The 19,347-nt window shown below is 60.5% G+C and carries 14 protein-coding genes; 12 read left to right on the top strand and 2 right to left on the bottom strand.

Annotated elements, in window-relative coordinates:
- Positions 1-2: 2 nt before the first annotated feature.
- Positions 3-1,397: a PhoH family protein gene (locus BM017_RS01670; protein ID WP_005785025.1), complete on the bottom strand. Its 1,395-nt coding sequence runs from the start codon at positions 1,395-1,397 to the stop codon at positions 3-5.
- A gap of 339 nt (positions 1,398-1,736) precedes the next feature.
- Complete coding sequence (locus BM017_RS01665) at positions 1,737-2,861, bottom strand: polysaccharide deacetylase family protein (RefSeq protein ID WP_092240854.1); 1,125 nt, start codon at positions 2,859-2,861, stop codon at positions 1,737-1,739.
- Positions 2,862-2,980: 119 nt separating this feature from the next.
- Between BM017_RS01665 and yaaA the strand changes: the two genes are divergently transcribed.
- From yaaA to BM017_RS01600, 12 genes are all read left to right on the top strand, one after another.
- Positions 2,981-3,760 (top strand): peroxide stress protein YaaA, encoded by a 780-nt coding sequence (gene yaaA, locus BM017_RS01660; RefSeq protein WP_092240851.1) that lies wholly within the window; start codon positions 2,981-2,983, stop codon positions 3,758-3,760.
- A gap of 826 nt (positions 3,761-4,586) precedes the next feature.
- Positions 4,587-5,903 carry a nucleotide sugar dehydrogenase gene (locus tag BM017_RS01655; RefSeq protein ID WP_071488570.1) on the top strand — a complete coding sequence of 439 codons (1,317 nt, stop codon included), beginning with the start codon at positions 4,587-4,589 and terminating at the stop codon, positions 5,901-5,903.
- Between the two features lie 83 nt (positions 5,904-5,986).
- The gene (gene alg8, locus BM017_RS01650) at positions 5,987-7,468 is read left to right on the top strand and encodes a mannuronan synthase (protein WP_162276396.1); all 1,482 of its coding nucleotides are present in this window, start codon (positions 5,987-5,989) and stop codon (positions 7,466-7,468) included.
- Positions 7,469-7,506: 38 nt separating this feature from the next.
- The gene (locus tag BM017_RS01640) at positions 7,507-8,673 is read left to right on the top strand and encodes an alginate biosynthesis protein Alg44 (protein WP_071488569.1); all 1,167 of its coding nucleotides are present in this window, start codon (positions 7,507-7,509) and stop codon (positions 8,671-8,673) included.
- Positions 8,674-8,675: 2 nt separating this feature from the next.
- Positions 8,676-10,070, top strand: a complete 1,395-nt coding sequence (algK, locus tag BM017_RS01635; protein WP_092240849.1) for an alginate biosynthesis TPR repeat lipoprotein AlgK — start codon at positions 8,676-8,678, stop codon at positions 10,068-10,070.
- Positions 10,067-11,554, top strand: coding sequence for an alginate export family protein (locus tag BM017_RS01630; RefSeq protein ID WP_092240847.1), 1,488 nt, complete (start codon positions 10,067-10,069; stop codon positions 11,552-11,554). Before algK ends, BM017_RS01630 begins: the two co-directional genes overlap by 4 nt.
- The gene (algG, locus tag BM017_RS01625; protein ID WP_071488566.1) at positions 11,554-13,122 is read left to right on the top strand and encodes a mannuronan 5-epimerase AlgG; all 1,569 of its coding nucleotides are present in this window, start codon (positions 11,554-11,556) and stop codon (positions 13,120-13,122) included. The genes BM017_RS01630 and algG overlap by 1 nt, the downstream gene beginning before the upstream one ends.
- Before the next feature lie 11 nt (positions 13,123-13,133).
- Entirely contained in the window at positions 13,134-14,582 is a 1,449-nt protein-coding gene (locus tag BM017_RS01620; protein ID WP_092241382.1) for an alginate O-acetyltransferase, read from the top strand.
- Positions 14,583-14,590: 8 nt separating this feature from the next.
- The gene (locus tag BM017_RS01615) at positions 14,591-15,700 is read left to right on the top strand and encodes a mannuronate-specific alginate lyase (RefSeq protein ID WP_092240845.1); all 1,110 of its coding nucleotides are present in this window, start codon (positions 14,591-14,593) and stop codon (positions 15,698-15,700) included.
- 157 nt (positions 15,701-15,857) lie between these two features.
- Positions 15,858-17,390, top strand: a complete 1,533-nt coding sequence (locus BM017_RS01610) for an MBOAT family O-acyltransferase (protein ID WP_092240841.1) — start codon at positions 15,858-15,860, stop codon at positions 17,388-17,390.
- An 11-nt stretch (positions 17,391-17,401) separates the two neighbouring features.
- Positions 17,402-18,571, top strand: a complete 1,170-nt coding sequence (locus BM017_RS01605; RefSeq protein ID WP_092240839.1) for an alginate O-acetyltransferase — start codon at positions 17,402-17,404, stop codon at positions 18,569-18,571.
- Between the two features lie 16 nt (positions 18,572-18,587).
- Positions 18,588-19,244, top strand: coding sequence for an alginate O-acetyltransferase AlgF (locus BM017_RS01600; protein ID WP_092240837.1), 657 nt, complete (start codon positions 18,588-18,590; stop codon positions 19,242-19,244).
- Positions 19,245-19,347: the final 103 nt, after the last annotated feature.

Below are 19,347 nucleotides of genomic sequence, written 5' to 3'. Positions count from 1 at the left end.
GGTCAGAGATGGGATTCGGCGTATTCGGCCAGGATCGAACGTGGAACACCCTGCAGCGCAATGTGCACGCCGTTCGGGAAATCCTTGAAGCGTTCAGTCAGGTACGTCAGCCCGGAGCTGGTCGCGGACAGGTAAGGGGTGTCGATCTGTGCCAGGTTGCCCAGGCACACCACTTTGGAACCGGCGCCGGCACGGGTGATGATGGTTTTCATCTGGTGCGGCGTGAGGTTCTGGCATTCATCGATCAGGATCAGGCTCTGCTGGAAGCTGCGACCTCGGATGTAGTTGAGGGATTTGAACTGCAACGGCACTTTGCTGAGGATGTAGTCGACACTGCCATGGGTGTTTTCATCATCCATGTGCAAGGCCTCGAGGTTGTCGGTGATCGCCCCCAGCCACGGCTCCATTTTTTCCGCTTCGGTGCCGGGCAGGAAACCGATCTCCTGGTCCAGGCCCTGCACGCTGCGGGTGGCGATGATGCGGCGATAGCGTTTGGTCACCATGGTCTGCTCGATGGCGGCAGCCAGGGCGAGAATGGTTTTCCCCGAGCCTGCGGCGCCGGTCAGGTTGACCAGGTGGATGTCCGGATCGAGCAGCGCGTACAGCGCCAGGCTCTGGTAGATATCACGCGGTTTCAGGCCCCAGGCCTCCTGGTGCAACAGGGGTTCCTGATGCAGGTCGAGGATCAGCAACTTGTCGACCTGGATCTCTTTGATCCAGCCCACGAAGCCCTGTTCGTCGACGATGAACTCATTGATATGTACGGCCGGCAGGTTATCGATCAGCTGCACCTGGTGCCAGGTACGGCCATGGTCCTGACGGGTTTCGACCTTGCTGACGCGGTCCCAGAACGAGCCAGTCATCATGTGATAACCACGGGACAGCATCGACACGTCGTCGACCAGTTGGTCGGTACTGTAGTCCTCGGCCGCGATCCCACACGCTCGGGCCTTGAGGCGCATATTGATGTCTTTGGTCACCAGCACTACGCGCAGGTCCTTGTCACGGGCGTGCAGGTCGATCAATTGGTTGATGATCTTGTTGTCGTTCAGGTTTTCCGGCAGCAGGCTGTTGGGCTCGCTGCGCTTGCTCATCAGAATCGACAGCAAGCCCTTGGGTCCGCTTTTACCACGCTGGATCGGCACGCCGACTTCGACATCTTCTGGCGAAGCTTCGCCCAATGTCTTGTCGATCAGGCGGATGGCCTGGCGGCATTCGGCGGCCACGCTGTGGTGCCCGCTTTTGAGTTTATCGAGCTCCTCAAGCACGATCATCGGGATGGCGACGTGGTGTTCTTCGAAGTTGAGCAGTGCGTTTGGATCGTGGATCAATACGTTGGTATCAAGCACATAAAGGATTGGCTGGTCGGAAGAAGGGTTACGTCCATGATCATCCATACTCGGTCACCTTTGTGGGAGCCAGTCGACGCAATACCTGGGCGGTGCTGCGCCTCGATTCGACCGCCGACTGCACCTGAGTGACGTCAAGCGCAGTGCCCACATGAGGAGTCTTGGAAGACGCCACCTGTGTTGCAGGTTTCGGCGATCTGACTTCGTAATACCGCAAAACGTGTGACAGGAAAAAGCACTTTGACGCTTTTTTGAAGTTTATTTTTCAGGATGACGAATAGCACTAGCCGAGTGCCACTTACCCCGCTAAAGTCGGAAGTCCGCCTGCATCGAAATGTCGCACAAAATTACCCCGAAATCGCCCAAAACCCAACAGTTCCGGGCACTTCAGCGAAACGCCTCCCGGCAGTCCTGCCAACCCAGACCACTCTGCGCCGTCGCCTGCAACAGCATGGGCAAAGCGACCCGTGCCTTGTCCTGGGTGTCGTGGAACACAATCACGCCTTTGCGCCACAACAGCATCAAGGTCAGCACCCGTTGCGCCGACTCATCGGCCTTGAGCTTGCCCGGTTCATCCTGGGAATCGATGTCCCACAACGCCACCTGCAAGCCTTGCGCCTGGAAGAAGCCTTGGCTGTCCGCGCGGCGCTGGCCATAGGGCGGACGGAACAGCGGCACGTAGTTTTCCGGCATCAGGTTTTGTGCCAGCGAAGCGCTGCGGGTAATCGAGCTCTGCCAGTCCACCCAATGGCTGTGGGAACGATACTGCCAGCCCTGGGTGCCGACGCACTGGCCCTGGTACAGCGCCTGCACATCGGCAACCGAACTGCGCTCGACACGGGCCTGCAGGCTGCTGCCAAGGGTGAAGAAGGTCGCGCTCATCTTCTGCTTGCGCAAATAGTCGGCGAGCCAGTCGGTATTGCCGCTGACCGGCGCAGGGCCGCCGTCGAACGTCAGCAGGAACAGGCGGTCGTTGAACTCGTCGCCATTGCGCTCATGGTCGCCGAAACGTGCGACTTCGCTGCTGATCTGCGGAAACAGCGCGGCCTTGCGCAGCAATTCATCCAGGTAGCGCTCATGGAAGGTATGGCTCGGAGCGGCCCAGCCTATATAGAAGGAGTCTTCGCTCACCTCGAACTTGCCGGCCTGCTCGCGCAGGTCGTCCATGTTCTCCACCAGATAGCAGAACGAGGCGTCTTCCGCGCAGCTCTGCTGGGCGAAGGTGTAGTTCTCCAGCAGGCGCTGCCAGAGCTGGCGGCGCAGGTCGTCGATGGCGGCCAGGTTGATGATCTTCAGGCCCAGGCGCTGCTTGAGCGCGGTTTCGTCCTGGTTCTCGCTGGCCAGCAGGCTGTGGGCGAACATGAGGATTTCGGCACGTGAAGCCACATCGAACAGTGCCGGGCTGCCGAGTTTTTCGGGCCAGGTGCCACGGTCAAGGCTGGCCACATCCACGGGTGCTGCCTGGGCATTCAGGCATAGCAGGCATGCCGACAATAAAAGCGCTATTCGCACACAGGGTCTCCCTCTCCAGAGTCACCGGCCATCATAGCGGATCACGCCTATCGCCATCATAGGTGGAGTCAAAACGCCCCAGCCCCTAGAATCGCCTCACGTTTAAAGGAGACGACTTCATGCTGATGGTGATTTCCCCCGCCAAGACCCTCGATTTCGAGACCGCGCCGGCGACCCAGCGCTTTACCCAGCCGCAGTACCTGGACCACTCCCAGGAGCTGATAGAGCAACTGCGCACCCTCAGCCCGGCGCAAATCAGCGAATTGATGCACGTATCCGACAAGATCGGCGGCCTCAATGCCGCCCGCTTCGGCAGCTGGACCCCGGCATTCACTCAGGACAATGCCAAGCAGGCGCTGCTGGCCTTCAAGGGCGATGTGTACACCGGCCTGAACGCCGAGACCTTCAGCGATGCCGACTTCAGCTACGCCCAGGACCACCTGCGCATGCTCTCGGGCCTGTATGGCCTGCTGCGCCCCCTGGACCTGATGATGCCGTACCGCCTGGAGATGGGCACCAAGTTGCCCAATGCCCGTGGCAAGGACCTGTACGCCTTCTGGGGCACGCGTATCAGTGAATGGCTCAACCAAGCGTTGGCCGAACAAGGCGACGACATGCTGCTCAACCTGGCCTCCAACGAATACTTCTCGGCGGTCAAGCGTACGGCCTTGAAGGCGCGGATCATCAACACCGAGTTCAAGGACCTGAAGAACGGCCAGTACAAGATCATCAGCTTCTACGCCAAGAAAGCCCGGGGGATGATGAGCCGCTTTGTGATCGAGGAACGCATCAACGACCCGGCGAAGCTCAAGCAGTTTGATGTTCAGGGCTATCGCTTCAACGCCGAGCAGTCCAAGCCGGATAACCTGGTGTTTTTGCGCGATCACGCACCAGAATAAAGCTCCCGAGAACACTGATGAACAAATGTGGGAGGGGGCAAGTCCCCTCCCACATTTTAACCGCATTTTAATTCGCGAATCGTCATTTTTTTGACGTCAAAAAATATCCCGACGCATCTCTAACAATTCTTTCACTCGACATTCGTCGATTTTTTTCGTAGTGGCACCACTTTTTTCAAACACTAGTGGCACAAAACTATCCCCGCGCGCCAACTCCCTATAACTACTGGCTCAAATAGCAAGTGCTATCAATATACTACCAGTGCCATCTTTCCCAATATTTCAAGAAATTTCAGGAAACAGGATGAGCGGCCCGGAACTTCGTCTAAACGCACGGCTCATACCACCGGTAACGAAATTCTCTGCTTCTGTAAGAGATGACTTACATGACGACCCAAGGAAGTAGCAAAGTTGCCCCATCAACTTTGACTCACGGGTCATATCATCAACTGATATGAGTTGAGGGCGGCGATAAGGATTAATTGCTATCCCCTATAGGCCAAGGCAGCGCTTACCCAAATGTGTCAGTGACGACACCCAAGATGTTGATAAATAAGGGCCTAAAGCCCCCATCAGGATCTTGTGGCACTGGCGTCGGCACCTTTCCCCAGAAAGGCCGGCTGCATTTCAGGGCAAGCCCCAATAACAAGGCCAAGTTGCGCACAACTTGAGTGCAATTGTTAGTCACTCGCTAATTAACATGCCTGTACGCGGTAAGTTGGCGTCTATTCGCCTAACTTTCGCGGCATCAGTGACGCTTGCAAACATGAACTCCGCCATTAATTGGCATGATTAACACAGTCTTGAAGACAAAGAGGTAAATGCGATGCGCATCAGCATATTTGGTCTCGGTTACGTTGGCGCAGTCTGTGCCGGTTGCTTGTCTGCCCGTGGCCACGAAGTGGTCGGCGTAGACATCTCCAAGGATAAGATTGACCTGATCAATGCAGGCAAATCGCCCATCGTTGAGCCCGGTCTGGGCGAGCTGTTGAGCCAGGGTATCGAAACCGGCCGACTGCGCGGCACGACCAACTTCGCCGACGCCATCCGCGATACCGACCTGTCGATGATTTGTGTCGGCACACCGAGCAAGAAAAACGGCGACCTGGAGCTCGATTACATCGAAGCCGTGTGCCGCGAGATCGGTTTTGTCCTGCGTGACAAAACCACCCGCCACACCGTGGTCGTGCGCAGCACCGTACTGCCGGGCACCGTGGCGAACGTGGTGATCCCGATCCTCGAAGACTGCTCCGGCAAAAAAGCCGGCGTCGACTTCGGTGTCGCGGTCAACCCGGAATTCCTGCGTGAATCCACCGCCATCGCCGACTACGACCAGCCACCGATGACGGTCATCGGCGAGTTCGACAAAGCCTCCGGCGATGTCCTGCAGTCACTGTACGAAGAACTCGACGCACCGATCATCCGCAAGGACATCGCCGTTGCCGAGATGATCAAGTACACCTGCAACGTATGGCACGCCACCAAAGTGACGTTCGCCAACGAAATCGGCAACATCGCCAAGGCCGTCGGCGTCGACGGTCGCGAAGTGATGGAAGTGGTATGCCAGGACAAGACCCTCAACCTGTCCCAGTACTACATGCGCCCAGGCTTCGCCTTCGGTGGTTCGTGCCTGCCCAAAGACGTGCGTGCCCTGACCTACCGCGCCAGCTCCCTGGACGTGGAAGCGCCGCTGCTCAACTCGCTGATGCGCAGCAACGAGTCCCAGGTACAGAACGCCTTCGACATCGTCTCCAGCCACGACAAACGCAAAGTCGCCCTGCTGGGCCTGAGCTTCAAGGCCGGCACCGACGACCTGCGCGAAAGCCCGCTGGTTGAACTGGCCGAAATGCTGATCGGCAAGGGCTTCGACCTGAGCATCTACGACAGCAACGTCGAGTACGCCCGTGTCCACGGTGCAAACAAGGACTACATCGAAGGCAAGATCCCGCACGTGTCGTCCCTGCTCAACTCGGACTTCGACGATGTGATCAACAACTCCGACGTGATCATCCTGGGCAACCGTGATGAGAAGTTCCGTGCCCTGGCGCAGAACGCACCACACGGCAAGCAAGTGATCGACCTGGTGGGCTTCATGTCCAAGGCCACCTGTGCCACAGGCCGTACCGAAGGCATTTGCTGGTAACAGCAACGGCAAGTTCCGGGCTGCAAGCGTACCTATCCCCAGCGCTTGCAGCCGGGAGCCTTCTTCACCTTCGGATGACGCTTATGTCCAAGTTAAAACACGTACTGCTCCAATCCGCCGGCTGGCTGTTCTTTTTGAGCCTGCTGATGGGACTCGCCCTGCTCTTGCCGGCGAGTACGTTCGACTCCGAGTCGAAGAATTTTATTTTCCTGATTGGCGCCGTCGGCATCTGGCGCTACTCGATGGGTGCTACGCATTTCTTTCGCGGCATGCTGTTCCTGTACGTGGTCTACCCGCACCTGCGCCGCAAAGTGCGCAAGCTGGGCAAGGCCGCCGACCCGTCCCATGTGTTCCTGATGGTCACCAGTTTCCGTATCGATGCGCTGACCACCGCGCAGGTCTACAGCTCGGTGATCCGTGAAGCCATCGAATGTGGCTTCCCCACCACCGTGGTCTGCTCGCTGGTGGAAATGTCCGATGAGCTGCTGGTGAAGAGCCTGTGGGAACGCATGAATCCACCGGAGCACGTGAAGCTCGACTTCGTGCGCATCGCCGGCACCGGCAAACGCGACGGCCTGGCTTTCGGTTTCCGCGCCATCTCCCGCCACCTGCCGGACGACCGTGCCGTGGTTGCCGTGATCGATGGCGACACCGTGCTCGCCGAAGGCGTGGTTCGCAAGACCGTGCCGTGGTTCCAACTGTTCGGCAACGTCGGCGGCCTGACCACCAACGAGTTCTGCGAAGTGCGCGGCGGCTACATCATGAGCGAGTGGCACAAGCTGCGTTTCGCCCAGCGTCACATCAACATGTGCTCCATGGCCCTGTCCAAGCGCGTGCTGACCATGACCGGCCGCATGTCAGTGTTCCGTGCCAGCGTGGTCACCGACCCGGGCTTTATCGCCGACGTGGAAAGCGACTCGCTGCAACACTGGCGCCTGGGCCGCTTCAAGTTCCTCACCGGCGACGACAAGTCCAGCTGGTTCAGCCTGATGCGCCTGGGCTACGACACCTTCTACGTGCCGGATGCCGCGATCAACACCGTGGAACACCCGCCGGAAAAGAGCTTCATCAAGGCCAGCCGCAAGCTGATGTTCCGCTGGTACGGCAATAACCTGCGCCAGAATTCCCGTGCCCTGGGCCTGGGTGTGCGTCGGCTGGGCCTGTTCACGAGCATCGTGCTGTTCGACCAGCGCGTGTCGATGTGGACGTCCCTGCTCGGCCTGACCGTGGCGATCATCGCCACCTTCAAATACGGCGGCGCCTTCATCCTCGCGTACCTGCTGTGGATCGGCATCACTCGCCTGATTCTCACCCTGCTGCTGTCGTGCTCCGGCCACAAGATCGGCCCTGCGTACCCGGTGATTCTCTATTACAACCAGATCATGGGCGCGCTGGTGAAGATCTACGTGTTCTTCCGCCTCGATCAACAGTCCTGGACCCGCCAGGACACCAAACTGACCCGCGATTTGGCCAGCTTTCAACGTTGGTTCAACACCTGGTCGTCTCGGACCATGACCTTCTCCGCCGGCAGCATCTTCGTTGCCGTGTTGCTGATGATGGTCTGACCCTGCCAAGCCTGAATTAACTCTAGGAAATTGCCCTGATGAACAGCCAAGTAAATGCCAATGTTGTCCACGAATCCGAAGCCCAGCGCCAACATGCCCGCGTAAAAATCCCGGCCAAGCTGCGCTTCTTCAACACCGACCGCACCCAGACCGAAGCACGGGTGATCGACCTGTCCGCCGGCGGCCTGGCGTTCACCGCCACCCAGCCGTTGACCGTCGGCGAAGTGCACAAGGGCCGCCTGCAATTCGTCATCGATAACCTTGGCCTGGCCATGGACGTGGAACTGCAGATCCGCTCCTACGACCGCCAGACCGGCCGCACCGGGTGCCAGTTCCAGAACCTCGACGCCCAGGATATTTCCACCCTGCGCCATCTGATCACCTCGCACCTGTCCGGTGACATCGTGACCATGGGCGACGTGCTGGCGACCCTGCAACGTGACAACTTCACCAAGGCACGCAAGGTCAAGGACAGCGGCAGCAACATGAGCGCCGCCGGCCGCCTGCGCGCCGTGGTGTTCAGCGCGGGTATCTTCATCGTCGGCCTGGCGGCTTTCGGTTTCGTCTTCAAGTCGGTGTACGGCATGTACTTCGTCAGCCATGCCCAGGCCGGCCTGGTGAGCGTACCCGGCATGAACGTGACCATGCCACGCGACGGCACCGTGCAGAGCCTGCTCAAGGGTGACGCGGTCGCCGCCAAAGGGGCGCCACTGGCGACCTTCAGCACCAGCATGCTCGACGTGCTCAAGGGCCACCTGGACGAAGACCAACTGCAACCGGCCAAGGTTGAAGAGCTGTTCGGCAAGCAAATGACCGGCACCCTGACTTCGCCGTGCGATTGCGTGGTGGCGCAGCAACTGGTGGCTGACGGTCAGTACGCCAGCAAGGGCGACGTGATCTTCCAACTGGTCCCACGCGGCAGCCAGGCCAACGTGGAAGCACGCTTCACCTATCGCCAGTTCGCCGATGTGCGCCCAGGTACCCCGGTGAGCTTCCAGGTGGCCGACGAGGAGCAGATCCGCACCGGCACCATCGTCAGCAGCACCAGCCTGAACAGCGCCGACCTGTCCTCCGACATCCGCGTGCAGATCAAGCCGGACGCACCGCTGGACAGCACCTACGCCGGTCGCCCGGTGGAAGTCACCAGTGACCGTGGCCCATCGCTGAACTGGCTGATCGATAAAGCCATGGCTGCGGGTCTTTAATCATGAGCGCCCTTCGAAACCTGCCGGTGCCCCTGGCGCTGGCCATCGCCCTCGCCGGTTGCGCCGGCCTGCCCGACCAACGCCTGGCCAATGAAGCGCTCAAGCGTGGCGACACCGTCACCGCGCAGCAGAATTACCAGCAACTGGCAGACCTGGGCTACAGCGAGGCCCAGGTGGGCCTGGCTGACATCCAGGTAGGCACTCGCGATCCGGCGCAAATCAAACAGGCCGAAGCCACGTACCGTGCGGCAGCGGACACCTCGCCCCGCGCCCAGGCGCGCCTGGGTCGCCTGCTGGTGGCCAAGCCCGGCAGCACCGAAGCCGAACATCATGAAGCCGAAGGCCTGCTGAAAAAAGCCTTTGCCAATGGCGAAGGCAACACCCTGATTCCGCTGGCGATGCTGTACCTGCAATACCCGCACAGCTTCCCGAACGTGAATGCCCAGCGGCAGATCAGCCAATGGCAGGCCGCCGGTTACCCGGAAGCCGGCCTGGCCCAGGTGCTGCTGTATCGCACCCAGGACACCTACGACCAGCACTTGGATGACGTGGAGCGCATCTGCAAAGCCGCGCTGAACACCACCGACATTTGCTACGTCGAACTGGCCACGGTCTACCAGAAAAAAGCCGAGCCGGAAAAACAGGCCGAACTGCTCAAGCAAATGGAAGCCGGTTACAGCCGTGGCACCGTTACCGCACAGCGTGTCGACAGCGTGGCGCGTGTGCTGGGTGACGCCACCCTCGGCCAGCCGGACGAAAAAACCGCCCAGGCCCTGCTGGAAAAAATCGCCCCCGGCTACCCGGCTTCCTGGGTCAGCCTGGCGCAACTGCTCTATGACTTCCCGGAACTCGGTGACGTCGACCAGATGATGAAGTACCTGGACAACGGCCGCGCCGCCGACCAGCCGCGCGCCGAACTGTTGCTGGGCAAGCTCTACTACGAAGGCAAGTGGGTGCCGGCGGATGCCAAGGCAGCCGAAGCGCACTTCGAAAAAGCCGTGGGCAAGGAAGTGGCCGCCGATTACTACCTCGGCCAGATCTATCGCCGTGGCTACCTGGGCAAGGTCTACCCGCAAAAAGCCCTCGACCACTTGCTGACCGCTGCGCGCAACGGCCAGAACAGCGCCGACTTCGCCATCGCCCAGTTGTTTTCCCAAGGCAAGGGCACCAAGCCCGACCCATTGAACGCCTATGTCTTCAGCCAGTTGGCCAAAACCCAGGACACCCCGGAAGCCAATGACCTGGCCGCCCAGCTTGAAGCGCCTTTGACGCCTGAACAACGCGCCCAGGGCCAACGCCTGGTGCAACAGGAACTGGCCGCCCGCGGCACCCTGGCCCAGAGCACGTTGCAACTGCACGCCCTGGATGAAGAAGACGACGGCGAGGAATCCCTATGAAGCTCAACCCATTCGTCAAGGCCGGCATCGGCCTGACCTTCGCCCTGCTGTGGTCGTGCCCGACCCTGGCCGCGCTGACCGAAGCCAAGAACTTCGGCCTGGAAGTCAAAGCCACCGCGCAGTCCGAAGATGACCGCGACCTCGGCACGCAAAAAGGCGGCGACGTCAACGGTATCGGCCTTGACCTGCGCCCGTGGATCTACGGCGAAAGCGGCGCGTGGAGCGCCTATGCCATGGGCCAGGCGGTGGCGTCCAGCGACATCATCGAGACCGACACGCTGCAACAGTCGGCCGATGACGCGAACCAGCAAACCACCAACAACGACCGCAAGGCCAAGAAAAACTACCTGGCCATGCGCGAGTTCTGGGTCGGCTACAGCGGCTTCACGCCCTACCCTGGCGAGATCCTCAAGCTGGGTCGCCAACGCCTGCGCAATGACGACGGCCAATGGCGCGACACCAACATCGAAGCGCTGAACTGGACTTTCGACACGACCCTGCTCAAGGCCAATGTCGGCGTCGCCGAACGTTTCAGCGAATACCGCACCGACCTCAAGGAACTGTCGCCCAAGGACAAGGACCGTCAGCACCTCTACGCCGACGCCGCCTACCAGTGGACGCCCGGTCAGTGGATCGGCCTGCGCGGTCACCACACCCATGACAACGGCAAGCTGGACTACCCGGAACCGGGCGTGCCCACCGACTCGTTGGACAAGCGTGAAAACGGCGACCTGACCTGGCTCGGCATCGAAGCCAACAGCGACGCCTACAACTGGCGCAATACCAACACCGTCAACTACTGGGCCAGCATCACCGGTATGCGCGGCGACCGTGACTCGGTCAATGCCCTGAATGCCGACGGCACCCGCCCGACCAACGCCAAGCGCAGCGACGACGTGAGCGGCTGGGCCACCGACCTCGGTGTGCGCCTGCGCCTTGACCCGCAGTGGCAAGTGGGCGCGGCCTACTCCCGCGCCAGCGCCGAGTACGAGCAGAACGGCCTGCAAAGCAACCGTTCGAACTGGACCGGCACCCAGTCCCGCGTGCACCGCTTCGGTGAAGCCTTCCGTGGCGAAATGAACAACATGCAGGCCATGAGCCTGTTCGGTTCCTGGCAGCTGCGCGAGGACTACGACGCCAGCCTGGTGTACCACAAGTTCTGGCGTGTCGACGGCAACAAGCCGGTGGGCAGCAACGGTATCGATGCGGTGCAGAACAACACCGACGACGTCACCGGCGCGATCCTGTCCAGTACTTCCCTGCCTCTTGAAGATGGCAAGAAAGACCTGGGCCAGGAGATGGACCTGGTGGTCACTAAGTACTTCAAGACCGGCCTGTTGCCGGCTGCGCTCAGCCAGTCGATCGATGAGCCGTCAGCGCTGGTGCGTTTGCGTGCCGGCGTGTTCAAACCGGGCGATGCCTATGGCAGCAACGTCGACTCGTACATGCATCGCGCGTTTGTCGACGTGATCTGGAAATTCTGATGGGAGCCCGCCCAATGAATGCTCAAAGCCTACTCGTCGCGGCAATGCTGTTGGCCAGCGCCACAGCGTTTGCCGATACGGCGGCCAAGGCGCCGACCATCGCCAAGGAACTGCAGCAGGCCAAGACCTACACCATCTCCAGCCCGCCTACCGCGCCGCTGGAAATGGCCAAGCCGGCCCTGCCGGACCTGTCGGGCTACACCGCCGCGGCGATGGAAAAAAAGATCGTAAGAACCAAGCCGGGCAAGATCAGCATCCGCCGCATGATGCAGGAAGACGCGCTCAAGGACTTCATCGGCGGTGACAACAAGATGGCCGAATGGGTGGTGCGCCAGCACGGTATTCCCCAGGCGATCTTTGTCGACGACGGCTACATGAACCTCAAGGACCTGCTGGGCAAGGTGCCCAAGCAGTACCTGAGCGAGACCTCGCCGGGTGTGTTCCTGGCCAAGTTGCCGATCGTGGTCGGGCGCAAGGGCATCCTGGAAATCGACAAGAAGACCCAGGAGCTGCGCCTGTCCCAGGAAGGCGGTTCGTTCCTGATCAACGACGGCCAGCTGTTTGTGCATGACACCAAGGTCACCGGCTGGAGCGAAAAGGCCAACGGCCCGGCGCTGTTCAAGTCGCCCAAGGAATTCCGCCCGTTCCTTCTGGCCTGGGGCGGTACCGAAACCTACATTTCCAACACCAAGATGGCCAGTTTCGGCTACGCCAACAGTAAGTCGTACGGGGTGAGTATTTCCCAGTACACGCCGAACATGGCCAAGGTGCTCAAGCGTCCGGAGCCGACCGGCTGGATCATCGATTCCGAGTTCTCGGACATGTGGTACGGCTTCTACTGCTACGAGACCACGGGCTTCGTGATCAAGGGTAATACCTACAAAGACAACATCGTCTACGGCATTGACCCCCACGACCGTTCCCACGGCCTGATCATCGCGGACAACACCGTCTACGGCACCAAGAAGAAGCACGGCATCATCATTTCCCGTGAAGTGAACGACAGCTTCATCTTCAACAACCGCAGCTACGACAACAAGCTCTCGGGCCTGGTGATCGACCGTAACAGCGTGAACAACCTGATCGCCGACAACGAGATCTACCGCAACCACACCGACGGCATCACCCTCTATGAGAGCGGCGACAACCTGCTGTGGGGCAACAAGGTGATCAGCAACCGCCGCCACGGCATCCGCGTGCGCAACAGTGTGAACATCAAGCTCTACGAAAACACCGCGATGGCCAACGGCCTGACCGGTGTGTACGGCCACATCAAGGATTTGACCGACACCGACCGCGACATCGCCCTCGACCCGTTCGACGCCAAGGTCTCGCTGATCGTGGTGGGCGGTGAACTGGCGGGTAACGGCAGCGGGCCGCTGTCCATCGACTCGCCGTTGAGTATCGAGCTGTACCGCGTATCGATGCTGGCACCGACCAAATCCAGCGGCATCAGCTTCTCCGGCGTGCTTGGCGATCGCCAGGAAGAGATTCTCGACCTGCTGGTGCGCCAGCAGAAAGCCGTGCTGATCGACCCTGTCGAACGCCAGACCGAAATGCAGGACTGAGGATGACCCTTATGCACCCACACATGATCAAACTGCTGAGCCTCTCGGGTCTGACCCTCGGCCTGCTCGCGGCCAGCCAGGGCGTACGCGCCGACGACGTCAAGGCGCCGACCTTCACCGCCGAGCCATGCTGCAGCCTGTGCCCGGCCGCCCATGATGCGCGCAACTACACCACGCGCTATCAGCAGAACTTCACCACCCTGGTGCAAGCCCAGGGCGACTGGTTGTTCCGCACCCAGGAAGACCTGCGTACCGAATTCGACACCACCCCGTCCGGCTACAAGCGCATGCAACAGCTGCACGACGCGTTCAAGGCCAAGGGCGTGGAACTGGTGGTGGTCTACCAGCCGACCCGTGGGCTGGTGAACCGCAACAAGCTCAACCCGGAAGAGAAAGCCAAGTTCGACTTCGACAAGGCCCTGGGCAACTACAAGACCATGCTCGGCCGTTTCGCCAAGATGGGCTACGTGGTGCCGGACCTGTCGCCGCTGACCAACGAGCAACTGCCGGAAGAGCTGCCGGCCCACGATTTCTACTTCCGTGGCGACCAGCACTGGACCCCGTACGGCGCCCAGCGCACCGCAAAAATCGTCGGTGCCAAAGTGCGTGCGATGCCCGAGTTCGCGGATATTCCCAAGCGTGAATTCGAAACCAAGCGCTCCGGGCGCATGGGCAAGACCGGCACCCTGCACAACATGGCCGGGCAACTGTGCGGCACCAGCTACGCGATCCAGTACATGGACCAGTTCACCACCGAGCCCAAGGGCGAAGCGGGCGACGGCGACCTGTTCGGCGATTCGGGCAATCCGCAGATCACCCTGGTGGGCACCAGCCACAGCGGCAAGAACTACAACTTCGCCGGCTTCCTGGAACAGGAAATCGGTGCCGACATCCTCAACGTCGCCTTCCCCGGCGGCGGTCTGGAAGGGTCGATGATCCAGTACCTGGGCAGCGATGAATTCCAGAAGACCCCGCCGAAAATCCTCATCTGGGAGTTCTCGCCGCTGTATCGCCTGGACCAGGAGACCATCTACCGCCAGATGATGGCCCTGCTCGACAACGGCTGCGAAGGCAAGACCGCGCAGATGACCGCGAGCACCACCTTGAAACCCGGCAAGAACGAATTGCTGGTGAACAGTTCGAACAAAGACCTGCGTAATGCCAATCACCAGGTCGATATCCGCTTCGCCGATCCGTCGGTGAAAACCCTGCAAGCCACCCTCTGGTACATGAACGGGCGCCACGAGGACATCAAGATCGAGAAACCCGAGACATCCGATACAGACGGGCGTTTCGCCTTTGAACTGCGCACCGATGAAGACTGGGCCTCGCAGAACCTGCTGGCCGTGGAAGTGCAGGGTCCCGAAGCGGGCGCTGCTGCGCAGAAGGTCGAAGCGAAAATTTGCACACGCAACGTATTCCCGGCCGGTGGTCAACAGACCGCTTCAACTGGGAAATGAGGTTACCTATGCAGAAGTTACTGATCCCTACGCTGCTGGGCCTGGCGATGTTCGCAGGCTCCGTCAACGCCGCCGCACCGCTGCGTCCGCCACAAGGCTATTTCGCACCGATTGAAGCGTTCAAGACCGGCGACTTCAAGGAAAACTGCGACACCATGCCGGCGCCCTACACCGGGCCGCTGCAGTTTCGCAGCAAGTACGAAGGCTCGGACAAGGCGCGTTCAACCCTGAACGTGCAGTCGGAAAAAGCCTTCCGCGACAGCACCGCCGACATCACCAAGCTGGAAAAAGACACCAGCAAACGCGTGATGCAGTTCATGCGTGACGGCCGCCCCGAGCAGCTCGAATGCACCCTGAACTGGCTGGTGTCGTGGGCCAAGGCCGATGCATTGATGTCCAAGGACTTCAACCACACCGGCAAGTCCATGCGCAAGTGGGCGCTGGGCAGCATGGCCTCGGCCTATGTGCGCCTGAAGTTCTCCGACTCGCACCCGTTGGCCAATCACCAGCAGGAATCGCAACTGATCGAAGCCTGGTTCAACAAGCTCGCCGATCAAGTGGTCAGCGACTGGGACAACCTGCCCCTGGAAAAAACCAACAACCATTCCTACTGGGCCGCCTGGTCGGTGATGGCAACGTCCGTCGCCACCAACCGTCGCGATCTGTTTGATTGGGCGGTGAAGGAATACAAGGTCGGCGTGAACCAGGTCGACGACCAGGGCTTCCTGCCGAACGAATTGAAGCGTCAGCAACGCGCCCTGTCGTACCACAACTACGCTCTGCCGCCGCTGTCGATGATCGCCAGCTTTGCCCTGGTCAATGGCGTGGACCTGCGCCAGGAAAACAACGGCGCGCTCAAGCGCCTGGGCGACAAAGTGCTCGCCGGGGTCAAGGATCCCGAGATCTTCGAACAGAAGAACGGCAAGGAACAGGACATGAAGGACTTGAAGCAGGACATGAAATTCGCCTGGCTCGAACCCTTCTGCACCCTCTACACCTGCGCGCCGGATGTGCTCGAGCGCAAGCATGGGATGCAGCCGTTCAAGACCTTCCGCCTCGGGGGCGACCTGACCAAGGTCTATGACCCGACGCATGAGAAAGGCAACAAAGGTTCCTGACGAAACGCGGTAAAACATGTGGGAGGGGGCTTGCCCCCTCCCACAGTTCGAGTCGGTTTCGTCAGTTGGAATGTTGTACGGCCCGCCCCCGATTTTTCGTGGGGGGGTTTGGGGGGGCTCTGGCCCTTGACTGTTGGTTAAACATGGAGAGATCGGGATGGTTTTCTCGTCCAATGTGTTCCTGTTTCTGTTCTTGCCGATCTTTCTCGGCTTGTACTACTTGAGCGGGCAACGCTATCGCAACCTGCTGCTGCTGATTGCCAGCTACGTGTTCTACGCCTGGTGGCGAGTGGACTTCCTGGCGCTGTTCGCCGCCGTGACGCTGTGGAACTACTGGATCGGCCTGAAAGTCGGTGCCGCCGGTGTGCGCACCAAGCCGGCCCAGCGCTGGCTGCTGCTCGGCGTGGCGGTCGACCTGTGCATCCTCGGCTACTTCAAGTACGCCAACTTCGGCGTCGACAGCATCAACGTGATGATGAAGTCGGCGGGCCTTGAGCCGTTCATCCTGACGCACGTGCTGCTGCCGATCGGTATCTCGTTCTACATCTTCGAGTCGATCAGCTACATCATCGACGTGTACCGTGGCGATACCCCGGCGACCCGCAACCTGATCGACTTTGCGGCGTTCGTGGCGATCTTCCCGCACCTGATTGCCGGCCCGGTACTGCGCTTTCGCGACCTGGCCGACCAGTTCAACAACCGCACCCACACCCTCGACAAATTCTCCGAGGGCTGCACGCGGTTCATGCAGGGCTTCATCAAGAAGGTGTTCATTGCCGACACCCTGGCAGTCGTCGCCGACCACTGCTTCGCCCTGCAGAACCCCACCACCGGCGATGCCTGGCTCGGCGCGCTGGCCTACACCGCGCAGCTGTACTTCGACTTCTCCGGCTACAGCGACATGGCCATCGGCCTGGGCTTGATGATGGGCTTCCGCTTCATGGAAAACTTCAAGCAGCCGTACATCAGCCAGTCGATCACCGAGTTCTGGCGGCGCTGGCACATCAGCCTGTCCACCTGGCTGCGTGACTACCTGTACATCACCCTGGGTGGCAACCGTAAAGGCACGCTGACCACCTACCGCAACCTGTTCCTGACCATGCTGCTCGGTGGCCTGTGGCATGGTGCGAACATCACCTACATCGTATGGGGCGCGTGGCACGGCATGTGGCTGGCGATTGAAAAAGCCATCGGCCTCAACACCGCGCCACGCAGCTTCAACGTCGTGCGCTGGGCCTTCACCTTCCTGCTGGTAGTGATGGGCTGGGTGATCTTCCGCGCCGAAAACCTGCACGTCGCCGGCCGTATGTACGGTGCGATGTTCAGCTTTGGCGAGTGGTCGCTGTCGGAACTCAACCGTGCCAACCTCACCGGCCTGCAAGTGGCAACCCTGGTGGTGGCCTACGCAACCCTGGCGTTCTTCGGCCTGCGCGATTTCTACACCAATCGCCCTGCCGAGAAGACCAAGCCGGCCGACCCGAGCCTGATCAAGGCCGTGCCGGGCGACAACCCCGGCAGCATCCACGAGCCCGGCTTCACCGTGGGCCAGGATGCCGCTGTGCAACCGGCCTACTGGACCGCTGACTGGTCACGCTACGCCATGCGCGCTGCGGTGCTGCTGCTGTTCGTGGCGTCGATTCTCAAACTGTCGGCGCAGAGTTTCTCGCCGTTCCTTTACTTCCAATTCTGAGGGAGCCGACCATGACCCGTTCATTACGCGTCCTCTATATCGGCCTGTTCCTGGTGGTGTTGCTCGCCCTGGGCGCCTGGTCGCTGCGCAGCTTCTTCGGCTTCAGCACCAATGCCGACGCCACCGTGCTCAACGGTCGCTGGACCAAGGCGGTCGAGACCCACTACGACGACCAATTCCCGATCAAGCGCCTGGGCACCAACCTGTGGGCGGCGCTGGACTACAAGCTGTTCAATGAAGGCCGTCCCGGCGTGGTGCTGGGTCGCGATCACTGGTTGTACAGCGACGAGGAGTTCAACCCCGCCGTCAACGAAGACCAGAACCTGGAAGGTAACTACGCGCTGGTCGAAGGCGTACGCCAGAAGCTCAAGGCCCAGGGCATCCAACTGGTGATGGCGATCGTACCGGCCAAGGTACGCCTGTACCCGGAACACCTGGGTGAAGTGAAGCCGGCGAGCATCCACGCCAACCTGTACCAGGACTTCCACGCCCGTGTCGCCGCCGACAAGATCATCGCCCCGGACCTGCTCGGCCCGCTGCAACAGGCCAAGCTCGGCGGCAAGCAGGTGTTCCTGCGCACCGACACCCACTGGACCCCGGACGGCGCTGAAATCGCGGCCAAGCAATTGGCCAAGACCATTGCCGCCAAGACCCCGCTGAGCGGCGAGCCCCAGCGTTTTGTCACCGAGGCCGAGAGCACCACACCGCACAAAGGCGACCTGCGTCTGTTCCTGCCGCTGGACCCGCTGTTCGAAAACCTGATGCCGCCGCAAGAGCCGCTGCAAAAACGCGTCACGCACCTGGCCGAAACCCAAGGTGACGACGCGCTGTTCAGCGACAGCGAAACCCCGGTGGCGCTGGTGGGCACCAGCTACAGCGCCAACCCCAACTGGAATTTCGTCGGCGCCCTCAAGCAAGCCCTGGGCAGCGACGTGGTCAGCTACGCCGAAGACGGCCACGGCCCGATCCTGCCGATGCTCAGCTACCTGAAAAGCGATGACTTCAAGAACAGCCCGCCCCAGGTGCTGATCTGGGAGTTTCCTGAACGTTATCTGCCCGTGAACAACGAAATCGGTGATGCCGACCCCGCGTGGGTTGCGCAGCTTAAACAAGCCGGTTCGCGCCAACAGAACATGGCCATCAACACTAAATCCGAGACGCCCGACCGGGCGCAAAACTGAAAGAGAGGTAACTCACATGACTTTCACTACAACTCCTCGTCGTCTCGCTAAAACCCTGGCCATCGCAGCCGGTTTGAGCTTCGTATCGATGTCCGCCTTCGCCAGTGGCGACGCTGCCCTGTACGGCCCTACCGCGCCAAAAGGCTCGAGCTTCGTGCGCATCTACAACGCCAGCAACCAGGAAGTCAGCGCTACCGTCGGCGCCACCAACCTGAGCGACGTGGCCCCACTGGCCAGCAGCGACTTCAGCTTCATGCCCGGCGGTGACTACAGCGCCAAGGTCGGCAGCCAGACCGTACCGGTCAAGCTCGCTCCGGACCACTACTACACCCTGGTCAACAGCGGCAGCGGCCAGCCACAACTGATCGAGGAACCGCCGTTCAAGAACAAGCAGAAATCCCTGGTGCGCGTGCAGAACCTCAGCGACAAGGCCCTGACCCTGAAAACCGCGGATGGTAAGACGGATGTGGTCAAGTCAGTGGCAGCCAAGGGCCGTGGCGAGCGTGAGATCAACCCGGTGAAAGTAAGCCTGGCGTTGTATGACGGTGACAAGAAAGTCGGCGATGTGAAGCCGGTTGCCTTGGAACGCGGTGAAGCGGCGGTGCTGTATGTGACGGGCTCCGGTTCGAGCCTCTCGCCAGTCTGGGTCAAACGCCCAGTGTCGACCCGCTAAGGCATTTTTCCGGGTTGGTTGAGACCAACCCGGACCGAGACAAAAACAAGAGTGAAACGACAAACCTTCGTAGCTCTGACCCATATCGATTCAAGGAGAAACA

It is taken from the genome of Pseudomonas sp. NFPP04 (assembly GCF_900113815.1).
Lineage (GTDB): Bacteria > Pseudomonadota > Gammaproteobacteria > Pseudomonadales > Pseudomonadaceae > Aquipseudomonas > Aquipseudomonas extremorientalis.
Note: the sequence above shows the minus strand (reverse complement) of the source record. Positions and strands in the feature narration are given on the sequence as shown.

Coding starts and splice junctions, on each gene's coding strand:
- BM017_RS01600 (WP_092240837.1), top strand. CDS start 18,588: ATGACTTTCACTACAACTCCTCGTCGTCTCGCTAAAACCCTGGCCATC.
- alg8 (WP_162276396.1), top strand. CDS start 5,987: ATGTCCAAGTTAAAACACGTACTGCTCCAATCCGCCGGCTGGCTGTTC.
- BM017_RS01630 (WP_092240847.1), top strand. CDS start 10,067: ATGAAGCTCAACCCATTCGTCAAGGCCGGCATCGGCCTGACCTTCGCC.
- algK (WP_092240849.1), top strand. CDS start 8,676: ATGAGCGCCCTTCGAAACCTGCCGGTGCCCCTGGCGCTGGCCATCGCC.
- BM017_RS01670 (WP_005785025.1), bottom strand. CDS start 1,397: ATGGATGATCATGGACGTAACCCTTCTTCCGACCAGCCAATCCTTTAT.
- BM017_RS01610 (WP_092240841.1), top strand. CDS start 15,858: ATGGTTTTCTCGTCCAATGTGTTCCTGTTTCTGTTCTTGCCGATCTTT.
- BM017_RS01640 (WP_071488569.1), top strand. CDS start 7,507: ATGAACAGCCAAGTAAATGCCAATGTTGTCCACGAATCCGAAGCCCAG.
- BM017_RS01655 (WP_071488570.1), top strand. CDS start 4,587: ATGCGCATCAGCATATTTGGTCTCGGTTACGTTGGCGCAGTCTGTGCC.
- BM017_RS01615 (WP_092240845.1), top strand. CDS start 14,591: ATGCAGAAGTTACTGATCCCTACGCTGCTGGGCCTGGCGATGTTCGCA.
- BM017_RS01605 (WP_092240839.1), top strand. CDS start 17,402: ATGACCCGTTCATTACGCGTCCTCTATATCGGCCTGTTCCTGGTGGTG.
- yaaA (WP_092240851.1), top strand. CDS start 2,981: ATGCTGATGGTGATTTCCCCCGCCAAGACCCTCGATTTCGAGACCGCG.
- BM017_RS01620 (WP_092241382.1), top strand. CDS start 13,134: ATGCACCCACACATGATCAAACTGCTGAGCCTCTCGGGTCTGACCCTC.
- algG (WP_071488566.1), top strand. CDS start 11,554: ATGGGAGCCCGCCCAATGAATGCTCAAAGCCTACTCGTCGCGGCAATG.